This is a genomic window from Nocardia sp. NPDC051990 (assembly GCF_040680755.1).
Classification (GTDB): Bacteria; Actinomycetota; Actinomycetes; order Mycobacteriales; family Mycobacteriaceae; genus Nocardia.
This window is the reverse complement of the sequence record NZ_JBFAXH010000003.1, coordinates 578,313-590,667: the sequence shown is the minus strand read 5'-3', so window position 1 is coordinate 590,667 and position 12,355 is coordinate 578,313. Positions and strand designations below refer to the sequence as shown.

Annotated in this window: 7 protein-coding genes and 1 pseudogene; 4 read left to right on the top strand and 4 right to left on the bottom strand. The window is 64.7% G+C overall.

What is annotated here, in order from left to right; genetic code table 11:
* Positions 1 to 108 precede the first annotated feature (108 nt).
* Together AB0L63_RS09110 and AB0L63_RS09105 are read left to right on the top strand one after the other, a co-directional pair.
* Complete coding sequence (locus AB0L63_RS09110; protein ID WP_364496848.1) at positions 109 to 1,365, top strand: pyridoxal phosphate-dependent aminotransferase; 1,257 nt, start codon at positions 109 to 111, stop codon at positions 1,363 to 1,365.
* Between the two features lie 464 nt (positions 1,366 to 1,829).
* Positions 1,830 to 3,071 (top strand): annotated as a pseudogene (locus tag AB0L63_RS09105) (YibE/F family protein); the annotation flags it as partial.
* A 443-nt stretch (positions 3,072 to 3,514) separates the two neighbouring features.
* On the opposite strand, the gene AB0L63_RS09100 reads toward AB0L63_RS09105, so the two are convergent.
* Positions 3,515 to 4,855, bottom strand: coding sequence for an Hsp70 family protein (locus AB0L63_RS09100; protein WP_364496845.1), 1,341 nt, complete (start codon positions 4,853 to 4,855; stop codon positions 3,515 to 3,517).
* A 150-nt stretch (positions 4,856 to 5,005) separates the two neighbouring features.
* The gene (locus AB0L63_RS09095) at positions 5,006 to 6,328 is read right to left on the bottom strand and encodes a UDP-glucose/GDP-mannose dehydrogenase family protein (RefSeq protein WP_364496842.1); all 1,323 of its coding nucleotides are present in this window, start codon (positions 6,326 to 6,328) and stop codon (positions 5,006 to 5,008) included.
* A gap of 150 nt (positions 6,329 to 6,478) precedes the next feature.
* On the opposite strand from AB0L63_RS09095, the gene AB0L63_RS09090 reads away from it, so the two are divergent.
* Positions 6,479 to 7,024, top strand: coding sequence for a YdcF family protein (locus AB0L63_RS09090; protein ID WP_364496839.1), 546 nt, complete (start codon positions 6,479 to 6,481; stop codon positions 7,022 to 7,024).
* A 68-nt stretch (positions 7,025 to 7,092) separates the two neighbouring features.
* On the opposite strand, the gene AB0L63_RS09085 is transcribed toward AB0L63_RS09090, so the two are convergent.
* Positions 7,093 to 10,158, bottom strand: a complete 3,066-nt coding sequence (locus tag AB0L63_RS09085; RefSeq protein ID WP_364496836.1) for a heterodisulfide reductase-related iron-sulfur binding cluster — start codon at positions 10,156 to 10,158, stop codon at positions 7,093 to 7,095.
* A 462-nt stretch (positions 10,159 to 10,620) separates the two neighbouring features.
* On the opposite strand from AB0L63_RS09085, the gene AB0L63_RS09080 reads away from it, so the two are divergent.
* The gene (locus AB0L63_RS09080) at positions 10,621 to 11,370 is read left to right on the top strand and encodes a hypothetical protein (RefSeq protein ID WP_364496834.1); all 750 of its coding nucleotides are present in this window, start codon (positions 10,621 to 10,623) and stop codon (positions 11,368 to 11,370) included.
* Between the two features lie 54 nt (positions 11,371 to 11,424).
* Here the strand turns inward: AB0L63_RS09080 and AB0L63_RS09075 are convergent, their stop codons facing one another.
* The gene (locus AB0L63_RS09075) at positions 11,425 to 12,315 is read right to left on the bottom strand and encodes an NRDE family protein (RefSeq protein ID WP_364496832.1); all 891 of its coding nucleotides are present in this window, start codon (positions 12,313 to 12,315) and stop codon (positions 11,425 to 11,427) included.
* Positions 12,316 to 12,355: the final 40 nt, after the last annotated feature.

Here is a 12,355-nt window from a genome sequence, read left to right as displayed (position 1 = left end):
GTCGTCGAAGCGCATGCGACGAAGTCGCGAGTCTCGACGGCTCGGACGCGAGACAGCAGGGGGCCGCGAACCCGCCGCGGCCACGCGGCCAAAAACACAGATGGCACCATGGACAGGGTGAGTCCTAGCAATCCACCGCACCATCCGCCGCGCGCACTGGAGCAATCCACGAAGCTGCAGAACGTCCTCTACGAAATTCGTGGACCGGTGGGAGCGCATGCGGCACGGCTGGAGGCGGAGGGGCATCGCATCCTCAAGCTGAATATCGGCAATCCCGCGCCGTTCGGATTCGAGGCGCCCGATGTGATCATGCGCGACATCATCGCCGCGCTGCCGTATGCCCAGGGCTACTCGGAATCGAAGGGCATTCTCTCGGCCCGGCGTGCCATTGTGACCCGCTATGAGCTGGTCCCCGGCTTTCCCGAACTTGATGTCGACGATGTCTACCTGGGTAACGGCGTCTCCGAGCTGATCACCATCACGATGCAGGCGCTGCTCGACAACGGTGACGAGGTGCTCATCCCGGCGCCGGACTATCCGCTGTGGACCGCCATGACCAGCCTGGCCGGCGGTACCCCGGTGCACTACCTATGTGACGAATCCAACGGTTGGCAGCCCGATATCGCCGATATCGAATCGAAGATCACCGCCAAGACCAAGGCGCTGCTTGTCATCAATCCGAACAACCCGACCGGTGCGGTGTACTCCACCGAGGTGTTGCAGCAGCTGGCCGATCTCGCGCGCAAGCATCAGCTGCTGCTGCTCGCCGACGAGATCTACGACAAGATCCTCTACGACGATGCCAAGCATATTTCGCTTGCGACGCTCGCGCCCGATCTGCTGTGCCTGACCTTCAACGGACTCTCCAAGGCCTACCGGGTCGCGGGCTACCGCTCCGGCTGGTTGGCGATCACCGGCCCCAAGGAGCATGCGGCTGGTTTCCTCGAGGGCATCGATCTGCTCGCCTCGACCAGGCTTTGCCCGAATGTGCCTGCGCAGCACGCGATTCAGGTGGCACTGGGCGGACATCAGAGCATCGAGGATCTGATCCTGCCCGGCGGGCGACTGCTCGAGCAGCGCGATGTCGCATGGGAGCGGCTGAATATGATCCCGGGCGTTTCCTGTGTGAAGCCGAAGGGTGCGCTCTACGCATTCCCGAAGTTGGATCCGAACGTCTATGAAATCCGCGATGATTCGAAGCTGATCCTGGATCTGCTGCTGCAGGAGAAGATCTTGATGGTGCAGGGCACCGGGTTCAATTGGCCGAATCATGATCATCTGCGGATTGTCACGTTGCCGTGGGCACGGGATCTCGCGGTGGCCATCGAGCGCTTCGGGAACTTCTTGTCGAGTTACCGGCAATAGCGGCCGGGCGGTCCGCAGCCCCTAACCAGCGTGCGCTGAGCTACCGGATCGCCCCGCTTCTGGGTTCAAAACAGACCCCGCGTACGGATATTTGAGAGTTTTGGTTACTAGCTAGCGCTAAACGAGAACTTTTGTGTACAGTGTCTCTTGGCACTTCGAGTGCCCGGTCAAGTTGTCTACCCCCCCTGGACAACCTGACTTCGGGTCAGGCTGCCTACCCCCCTGGGCGCCGACCTGCGGGCGGCGGAGACATCCCCCTGCTCTCCGCCGCCCCCTCCCGATTTTCCATTCGGAATCCTTTCCTGGCTGCCCGCTGTTCGCTGCCGGTCCGTGAGCCGATCTTGAAAATGAAATCCTTTAAGCTCGCACCCAGGACTACAGACGAAAAGGTAGGAGTCCGGTGAGCCAGCGACCGACAACACCGCGCGCCGCGCGCACCCCGGGGCCGACGTCGAGGCAGCGCCATGAGTGATCACCACCACCATCACCATGACCATTCCGGCCCGATCGCGATCGGCGCGACCGCCGCCCGTGTGGTCGTCGGGCTGCTCGCCGCGATCGGTGTCCTGGTCGTGATCGCCGCGATGGTGCTGTGGCCGAGCAGTCAGCACATCGATATCCCGTTGCCGATGCAGAACGCGGGCGGTGGCGCGGTGCAGACCGAGGCCGGAACCGTGGTGATGCAGGACGTCGGTGCCTGCGGCAGTAGTTCTATCGGCAAGGTGTTCATCGATAAGCCCGAGCAGCCGCGCGCCACCGGCTATACCTGTCAGCGAAGTCTGATCAGCATCGATTCAGGTCCGCACGAGGGCAATCACACCCTGTTCGAAATCGCGCCCGGCCCGGGACAACCTGATCTGCGCGCCGGTGACCACATCCGGATCGTCCGGCAGACCGATCCGAGCGGAATGCCGCTGTACTCGTTCGAGGACTACTCGCGCGGGCTGCCGCTGACCCTGATCGTGCTGGCCTTCGTGATCGTGGTCATTGTGGTGGCGCGCTGGCGCGGATTGCGGGCACTGCTCGGCTTGATCTTCGCCTTCGCGGTGCTCGTGCTGTTCATGCTGCCCGCGCTGTTGGACGGCAAACCCGCAATTCCGGTCGCGTTGGTAGCGGGTGCGATGATCCTGTATGCCGTGCTGTATCTCGCACACGGCGTGAATCTGCGCACCAGTTCGGCGCTGCTCGGCACCCTGACATCGATGATCGTCGCGGCGGTGCTGTCGTGGATCGCCATCGATATCACGCATCTGACCGGACTATCCGAGGAACAGAACACCAACGTCGCCACCTACATTCAGCACGTCAGCATTACCGGCCTGCTGCTGGCGGGCTTCATTATCGGTTCGCTCGGCGTACTCAACGATGTCACCATCACCCAGGCTTCGGCCGCCTTCGAACTTGCCGCCATCGACGAATCCGCCTCGCGCCGCCAGATTTTCGCCGCGGCCATGCGCGTGGGCCGGGACCATATCGCGAGCACGGTCTACACCCTGGTGCTGGCCTATGCCGGTGGCGCGCTGCCGCTGTTACTGCTGTTCAGCGTCGCGGGCCGCTCCATCCGCGACGTCCTGACCGGTGACGCCGTCGCCATCGAAATCGCCCGCTCCGCCGTCGGCGGTATCGCGCTGGCCCTTTCGGTCCCGTTGACCACTGCCATCGCCGTCATGCTCGCCCGCCCTTTCGGCCACAAGCCCGAACCGGCCGCCCCCGCCCGGCGCTCGCGTCATGCGAAGTCCGAGTCATCCGGATCGGCCCGGCGCTCCGGCGGTTCGGCGCGTCCGGCCAAGTCGAGCGGGGGAGTCGCCACCGATATCAGAGATACCGGACGTCGGCGGATCTCGGATCAATCCTGGGACGACGAGCTGGGTACCGGCTCGAACAGGCAGGTCTCCTGGCACGACCGGCCCACGAATCCCCGCGCATATGACCGCGATCGCGGCTACCGCAGCGCCGAAGCACCGGACTACGAACCCGATTACGACACTGATCCCCGCGATTACCGCCGCCCCGACTCTCGCGGGTACGAAGGCACGTGGGGCGACCGAGGGTAACCGGCGCTGAATGCGCGAGTTTGCACCACACAGTGCCTTTGGTCACCGCGGACCTGCGCCGCGACGAAAAAGGGCCTGTGCAGTAGGTAACCAGGTCAGCGCGGTGCGGGTGTCGGCGCCGGGAAGGGGAAGAGCTCGGGCGGAATCGTCGGCACCACGATCGGCGGAAGCCCTGGTACGACAATGGTATTCGGGCCGGGTGTCGGTGCGGGGGCCTCGGTGGTTGTCGTGCGGCGCGGGGGTGGGGCGGCGACCGATTCGGCGGACTCGGGGGTGCTGGCCGGAGCGACGGCGATCTGCGGATCGAGGGTGGTGGTGCGCGGCGGGCTGGTCGGGGAGACCGAGGTCGGCGGATCACTGCTCTGCGAATCGCGCGTTAGAACCTGTGGACCGTAACCGAGTCCGAGTCCGATCGCGGCGACCACCGCCAGTGCGCTGACGGTCAACACCGCACCATTGATTTCCCGCTTGCCGCGGCGTCGCTTGGGTGGTGCGGACAGCCAGGCGGGCGAGAGCTCATCATCGTCGAGCATCGAATCCGCGGTGGGCGCGTGCCGCTGCGGGGTCTGGATGACCGTGCGCACCGGCCGCGCCATCAGGGCGGCACCGCGGGTGACCACCGTTTCCGGGCTGTCGGGAACGATGACCGGCACATTGATCCAGCGTTCGAGCACCTTGGCGATCAGCGGAATTCGCGCACATCCGCCGATCGCGAGTACACCGTGTACCGGACGCTCCGACCGCACGATGACATCGCGGGCCATCCGCGCCGACGATTCGATCGCCAACATGATGAGGGATTCGAAGTTCTCCTGGGCCAGCAGCACCAGACCCTGTTCGCTAGGCAGCGCAACGGCGGTATTCGTGGACAGTTGTTCCTTGGCCTCGCGGCACAGTGCGTCCAGGGCGGCCAGCCCCGCTGAATCCGGCGGATGCGCGATTCGGCCCGAGGCGATCTGCTGTTCGCGGATCAGCGAATCCAGGTAGTCACCGCTGATATCGCTGGTGCGTTCGCTGTGCCGGATCTCCCGGGTCTCGGTGTCGACGACACTGACCGTCAGCCCGGAGCTGCCGAGGTCGTAGACGACGAGTGACGAGATGTCGCGAATATCCCCGGTGGCCTGCGCGAATTCGACCGCCGCGATAATTTCGGGTACCAGTTCGTAATTGGTGAGTTGCTGACGTGCCATGGCCGCGCGCAGCGCATTGGCATGCTGTTCACTGCGGTAGGCGATCGCGGTGGCCGCGATGCCTGGCATGGATTCCAGCGTCACGCCGATCGCCTCGGCGGCCAACTCCTCGACTTGGTGTTCGACGACCGGAATGGTCTGCAGATCGAAGGAATGCGGTGCGATGGGGCGGATGGGGCTCGCGGTATGTGGTCTCGCCATACGGACGGCGCCGGCCCCCACCGAAACTCCCAGAACCGAACTCATCAGCTGCCTATCCCGTTCACACATCACGACATGCGGGCCTGCGCCGCCCGCCGGTGGATCGGCCCGCTCTCGGGACCCTACCGTCGACGTCCGACAGACCCGAAGGCAGGACCTGATCGTCCCGGCGTCGCCCCCGTGTCGCAGGCAACTCTACGGTGTACCCAGTCCGGCGTACATCCATCCGCCGTCTCGCCACATGGCACGATTGAGACAGTTCCGGCCGTCGATGATCGACCGTTTGCGAACCACCACATCGAGGTCTTGCGGACGCAATGTGACGAATTCGTCCCACTCGGTCAGCACCAGCACCACATCGGCGCGATCACATGCCTCGGTTACCGAGGTCGCGTAATTCAGGGTAGGGAAGATCCGTCGCGAATTCTCCGCCGCCTTCGGGTCGTACACCGTCACCACCGCGCCGTGCAACTGGATCATCCCGGCCACATTGAGCGCGGGTGAATCACGTACATCGTCGGATTCGGGTTTGAAGGCCGCACCGAGCACCGCCACATTGGCGCCGAGCAGCGAGCCGCCGCAGGCCCGCGCGGCCATATCGACCATCTTGGCGCGCCGGCGCATATTGATGTTGTCGACCTCGCGCAGGAAAGCCACCGCGTGATCGGCGCCGAGTTCACCGGAGCGCGCCATGAACGCGCGGATGTCCTTGGGTAGGCAGCCGCCGCCGAAACCCAGTCCGGCATTGAGGAATCGGCGGCCGATGCGCGCGTCGTAGCCGAGTGCGTCGGCCAGCATGGTCACATCCGCGCCGGTCGCCTCGCAGACCTCGGAGACGGCGTTGATGAAGGAAATCTTGGTCGCGAGAAAGGCATTCGCGGAGACCTTGACCAATTCGGCGGTGGCCAGATCGGTCAGCAGGAACGGCACCTCGGCCGCGATCAGGTCTGCGTAGATCTCGCGCACCAGATCCTCGACCCAGGCCATGTTTTCGCGCTCGCGATCCACACCGAGCACCAATCGATCCGGGCGCAGCGTGTCCTTCACCGCGAAACCCTCACGCAGGAATTCCGGATTCCAGGCCACCTCGATCTCGGCGTCGGTGAGCGCGCGGGCCCGCGCACCCAATGCCGCGGCGGTCCCGACCGGCACCGTCGACTTCCCGACGATCACCGTCGGCCGCTCCAGCAGCGGTGCGAGCGTATCGACCACGGCGTGCACATATTTCAGGTCCGCGGCGTATTCGCCCTTCTTCTGCGGTGTCCCGACCCCGAGGAAATGCACCTGGGCGTGGTCGGCGGCCTCCGCGTACGAGGTGGTGAACCGCAGCCGACCGGCATCCAGGTTCCGGCGCAGCACCTCCTCGAGCCCGGGTTCATAGAACGGCACCACACCATCGGACAGCTTCGCGACCTTGCCCGGATCGATATCCACGCCGATCACATCGTGTCCGAGTTCGGCCATGCATGCCGCGTGCGTGGCCCCGAGGTACCCGGTTCCGAAGACTGTGCATCGCATGATCGATTGATAGGTCCAGCCGATGGCCGCCCCACGTCGGTGCGGCAATGGCCTCGGCAACAGCAGATGTACAAGTGGCGACGTGACTTGCGGATAGGCGGTCTGAACTGCGCAAACTCATTCGGTGCCTGCCCGGTTACGATCGATCTTGTGCGACGCCAGCGCAAATTCGGGGCCCGCAGCGCCTGGGTGGTACTCGGCGTTGTGGTGGTGGCGTTGGTTGCGGGTCTGTGGCCGGTGTACGTCCGGCCCAAGGTCGATGTACCCGCGAAAGCCGATGCGATCCTGGTACTCGGTGGCGCGCACGATGGGCGCGAGAAGCTGGGACTGCGGCTGGCCAGCGAGGGTTACGCACCACGGGTGCTGTTCTCGGATCCATATGAGAACAGTGCGTTGACGAATCGAATCTGTCACAGCCGCTACAGCTTTCAGGTCACCTGTTTCGATCCTTCGCCGCGCACCACGCGCGGCGAAGGTCGCGAACTCGCCGAACTCGCTGCATCGGAGGGTTGGCGTCGAGTCATCGTCATCACCTTCACGCCGCATATCTCGCGGGCCCGCTACATCCTCGGGAAATGCTGGGACGGTGAGGTGCTCATGGTCGACCCGCGGCCGCGGCTGTCGGTCGCCCGGTGGGCTTACGACTACGTCTACCAGTCCGCCGGATACATCAAGGCGCTCTTCGAAGACTGCTAGAACCTGAAAGAGATTCGGCCCGGGTGCGCTGTGCGCACCCGGGCCGATCTTTCGTTTCCGCTTACCCGTCAGTTCTTGCGGCCGGGGGCCTTGGCGCCGGATTTGAAGCCAAGGCCGCCGGGCTTGGCGGGTGGGGGTGTTACCGCGGCGGAGCCATTGCCGTCGGCTGGCTGGTCCGGTTCGTCGGCGGATTGCGTTGCGGCTTCCGGGGTGGCGGGGGCCGGTTCGGCAGGAGCCGATGGTGCCGGGCCAGGGGCCTTGGGTCCGGGGCGTTTGAAGCCGGACTTCATGGCCAGGCCCTTGGCGGGAATGGACGGCTTGGTTTCGGTCGGGGTCGAAACCAGTTCGGTGGCCGGGGTTTCCGTTGCCGGGGTGGCCTCGGCCGAGGGTGCCGGTGCCTTGGCTCCGGGTGCCTTGGCCGCGCCCTTCATCGCGAGACCCTTGCCCGGTGCCTTCGCCGGGCCCTTCATTGCCAGACCCTTGACCGGGGGTGCGGGTGCCGCCGCGGCAGGTGCTGCTTCGGCAGCGGCATCGGGAATCGCCTTGGCTCCGGGCGCTTTCGCGCCACCCTTCATGCCGAGGCCCTTGCCCGGTGCCTTCGCCGGACCCTTCATGGCGAGGCCCTTGACCGGTGCGGCCGGAGCAGCGGTGTCCTCGGCGGGCGTCGCCTTGGCTCCCGGTGCCTTCGCGGCACCCTTGATACCGAGACCGCCACCAGGCGCCTTCGCGGCACCCTTCATACCCAATCCGCCAGGTGCCTTGGCACCACCCTGTATACCGAGTCCACCACCGGCCGGAGCTGCCTTCGGTTCGGCGGGCGCTGCGGCGGCGGGGGCCGGCTCGGGTTCGGCGGCAACCGGTTCCGGCTCGGGGGTCAGCTTCGGTTCCTGCACCACGGTCAGGTTTTCGGTGAGCTTCGACGGGGCGACCCGGTCGATGGCGTCGAGCATCAACTGCGCGACATCGACGACCTCGACACCCTGGCCGACCTCGCCGCCATCCTTGCGGGCGGTGACACCGTCGGTGAGCATGACGCGGCAGAACGGGCAGCCGGTCGCGATCTTGGACGGTTCGTTGCCACCGTTCAAGGTGGACAGCGCCTCGTCGACGCGATCGATATTGATGCGCTTACCGAGCTGTTCTTCCATCCACATCCGCGCGCCACCGGCACCACAGCACATGGAGCGTTCGCCGTGGCGGGGCATTTCGACGAGGGTGGAGCCGGAGGCCGCCATCAACTCGCGCGGCGCGTTGTAGACCTTGTTGTGCCGGCCCAGGTAGCACGGGTCGTGGTAGGTGACATTCTGCGATACCGAGGCGACCGGGATCAGCTGCTTGGTACGCACCAGCCGGTTCAGCAGCTGGGTGTGGTGCACCACTTCGTAGGTGCCGCCGACCTGCGGGTATTCATTGTTCAGCGCGTTGAAGCAATGCGCACAGGTGACGACGATCTTCTTGCGCGACTGCTCGACACCCTCGAAAACCGAGTTCAGCAGTTCGATATTCTGCTGCGCGAGCTGCTGGAACAGGAATTCGTTACCAGCCCGGCGCGCGGAGTCACCGGTGCAGGTCTCGTCGGCGCCGAGCACCATGAACTTGACGCCCGCGGTGGCCAACAGCTCCGCGACGGCCTTGGTGGTGCGCTTGGCACGATCCTCGTACGCACCCGCACAGCCGACCCAGAACAAGTACTCGTACCCGTCGAAGGAGTCCGCATCCTGGCCGAATACCGGGATCTGGAAGTCGAGTTCGTTGATCCAGTTCAGCCGGTCCTTGGCGTTCTGGCCCCACGGGTTGCCCTTGTTCTCCAGGTTCTTGAACAATCCGGCCAACTCGGAGGGGAACTCCGACTCGATCAACACCTGGTAGCGGCGCATATCGATGATGTGATCGACATGCTCGATATCGACCGGGCACTGCTCGACGCACGCACCACAGGTGGTGCAGCTCCACAGCACCTCGGGATCGATGATGCCGTTGACATCCTCGCCGCCGACCAGCGGACGCTCCGCCTCGGCCTTGGCCACCTCGGAGATCTTGGCCAGCTTCGCCGCATTGGGCTTGCCGTCGCCATCGACAAGGCCGATCTCGTCGCCGCCCATATCTTTGCGGCCGCCGGCCAGTAGATAGGGCGCCTTGGCGACACCGTGGTCGCGCAGCGACATGATCAGCAGCTTGGGCGAAAGCGGCTTACCGGTATTCCAGGCCGGGCACTGCGACTGGCAGCGACCGCATTCGGTGCAGGTGGTGAAGTCCAGCCAGCCCTTCCAGGAGAAGTCCTCGACCCGGCCCGCGCCGAAGGTGTCGACATCCGGGTCGGCGGTCTCCATATCGACCGGCTTGCCCTTGGACATCATCGGCTTCGCGGCACCCAGTGCGACGCCGCCGTCGTCCTCACGCTTGAAGTAGATGTTGAAGAAGGCCGCGAACCGGTGCCAGGCCACGCCCCAGTTGATATTGCGACCGACCAGCAGCAGGAAGGTGCTGCCCGAAACCATTTTGATGAACGCGAAGACGGAGACCATGGCCACGCTGGACGGCAGCAGCTTGGCCACCTGCATGGTGAAGAAGTCGGTCCACACCTCGGAGTGGCCATAGGTGGCGATCTTGCCGGCCTTCACCATGACCATGCCGATGCCCTCGATGAATACGATCGCCTCGATGACATAGGCCGGGCCGAACCGGGAACCGCTGAATCGCGACAGCCGCGCGGGCACCCGCGGGTGGTTGAGCTGGCGAATGACGATCAGCACGAGGATGCCGATCACGGTGCCGATGCCGAGCACTTCGTCCCAGAGGTGGTAGATGCCCCAGCTGCCGATGATCGGCCAGTGGAATTCGGGATCGAAGGTCTGCCCGTACGCCTCGAAGTACAGGATCATGCCGCCGAGGAAGCCGATCATCACCAGCCAGTGCGCCCAGCCCACCGTGCGGAATTTGTTCATCCTGGTGTGGGCCAGGAATTCGACGATCATCGTCTTCAGGCGCGGGAAGAATGGCCGCCAGCGATCCGGCGCGGGTTGGCCGATCATGATCGCGCGGGTCATTGTGCCGACGCCGCCGACGAATGATGCCCAACCCAACAGGCTGAACGCCACACCAATCGTGCCCAGCGTCACTGTCAGGGCATTCATGTCGCGACCTTTCTTTAGAGGCAACACGAGCATGGGCGGCGATCTGGCCACCCGGTTGGCTCGTATACTAACTGCCAGTAAGTTACCCATCGGTAACTTAATTGTCTATCGTACGATCGGCGATTGGCGAATGCCCCTACTTCCTGGGGCTTGACCTGTAATCCGCCTGTGAGGGATCTCACGAAGATCGTGCGATGAACGTGCGAGTTCGGGCGACAACCACGGTAAATAGTGCACGGAGCCTGCTCGGTGATAAGGACAGGCTTAGTCACGTCGAGATCACGGTATGAGTAACTGATCTCGCACATTCATGTCGATTCGATTACGCTCACAACGTTCTGTTTAATGTGCATGTCTTCACACCGCTCGGGGAGAATCCGAGGTCCAACCACCTCGGGTTGATGAGTGCTCTCGCGTGTACGGAGGCGGCGCGTGGACAACCTGATTTGGATTGGAAACTGAATGAATCTCCGCAGCACCACCGCGGCTGCCACGATGGTAATCGGCGCGATGACCTTCGGTCTGGGGACCGCGCATGCCGAGCCGGTCGCCCCGGCTGATCCCGGCGTCAACTATTCCGTCAAGTTGGTGGACAAGACCGTCGTGGCGACGCTCAAGGGGGGAACCTTCTCGCTGACCGACGAGGCCGGCGCCACCGAAGATGATCCGAAGACCACGGTCGCCAACGTTCGGGACGACAAGGGCAACACCCTCGTCTCATTCCCGCTGAACGTGGATGTCGACGGCAAACTCGTGCCGGTCAAAGCGGAAATGAAGAACGACGCGACTGTGCTCGAGGTCACCCCGGAGAGGCCGGCGGATCTCGCCGTCTCCGATAAGCCGGTCGTCGCGAAGCCGGTCGTCGCCAAGGACATTGCGTCGCCGATGGAAAACCAGCATGCGCAAAATGAATTCGCGAGCAACTTCGGCATCGCGAGCGCGGTCGGTGGATTCATCGGTACCGCGATCGGTGCGGTCGTCGGCTGCGTCCTCGGGCTCCCGCTGTTCGGTGTCGGTTGCCTCGCGGGTCTGCCGATCGGTGCGGGCATCGGCGGCATCCTCGGCACCATCGCGGTCGGTGGTCCGACGCTGATCGCCGCGGGCGTCGAGCTGCTCAACACCCTGCAGGCGCCGGATGGCACCACGAAGTGGGCCGAGAATCCGGTGGCGGCGTCGGCGAAGCAGCCGGTCGCGCCCCAGCAGCCGAACTGATTCGAACCGAACTCGACCGGCCCGTCCTCCCCGGAGGACGGGCCGGTTGTGTTTTCAGGCCTGGCGCTCGCGCAAATCCAAACTGCCGCTGAAGGTTTCCTCGCCCTTGTGCCGTCCGAAGCGTCCGAAGGAACGCTCGGCCATCTCGAACGAACCGTCCTCGCGCACCAGCAGGACCGTGCTCGCCCTGGTCCCGTGCAGTGCGGTGGCGATGAATCTGGCCGAGAGCGTGCGCTCGCGCCGCAGCGGAACTCCGGTGCGCGGCAACAGATCGTCGGGTGCCTCGGTGCGATCGGCCAGCACCTCGAAGTAGCGCGCCACATTGCCGGGGTCCGCTTCGACCACCGCGCGCAAGTCGGTGAGACCGCCGCGCACTTTGGGCCAAATGGGCTGGGGCGCTTCGAATGCCGCCGCCGGGCTCGGTGTGGTCGAAGTGATGAACATGCCGTTGGATACGCCATGGAAGCCCGGCATCAGCTCCTGGGGCGGTAGCGCGCTGCGGTTGGAATGCCACCACAGCGATTCGAGGTCCGAGACCAGCACGTTGTAGCCGTTGTAGTCATCGGGGGCGGCGGCGACGTCGAGCAGGTACCTTTCCGGGCCCGGTGGTTCCGCGATGTGCCGGTCGCCGATCCCCCGCAGGAAATCCATCAGCAGCGCACCGCGCGAACGCGCGTCGCCGCATTCGTCTTTCGGATTGCGCACATTGGTCACGGTGGCGAAACGATTGCGGCCCTTGCCTTCCCGCGACAACCCGAGCCAGGTACCCGGCGGATCGTCCGCGACTTTGCACAGCGCCCCGAGATCGCGCCCGGCCAAGAGCCCGGGTACCTCGGACCACCAGCGCATCGACTCGGTCGGGCGGGAGTAGAACTCGTCGCGGTTGGCCGCGACGATCAATCGATACTCCGGATGCACCCGCCAACCGATCAACACCAAGCACATGCATCCCAGGATGCCGGAAGGTCGCCGGGCCTCACAGGGC

Coding starts and splice junctions, on each gene's coding strand:
- AB0L63_RS09075 (WP_364496832.1), bottom strand. CDS start 12,315: ATGTGCTTGGTGTTGATCGGTTGGCGGGTGCATCCGGAGTATCGATTG.
- AB0L63_RS09095 (WP_364496842.1), bottom strand. CDS start 6,328: ATGCGATGCACAGTCTTCGGAACCGGGTACCTCGGGGCCACGCACGCG.
- AB0L63_RS09080 (WP_364496834.1), top strand. CDS start 10,621: ATGAATCTCCGCAGCACCACCGCGGCTGCCACGATGGTAATCGGCGCG.
- AB0L63_RS09085 (WP_364496836.1), bottom strand. CDS start 10,158: ATGAATGCCCTGACAGTGACGCTGGGCACGATTGGTGTGGCGTTCAGC.
- AB0L63_RS09100 (WP_364496845.1), bottom strand. CDS start 4,855: ATGAGTTCGGTTCTGGGAGTTTCGGTGGGGGCCGGCGCCGTCCGTATG.
- AB0L63_RS09110 (WP_364496848.1), top strand. CDS start 109: ATGGACAGGGTGAGTCCTAGCAATCCACCGCACCATCCGCCGCGCGCA.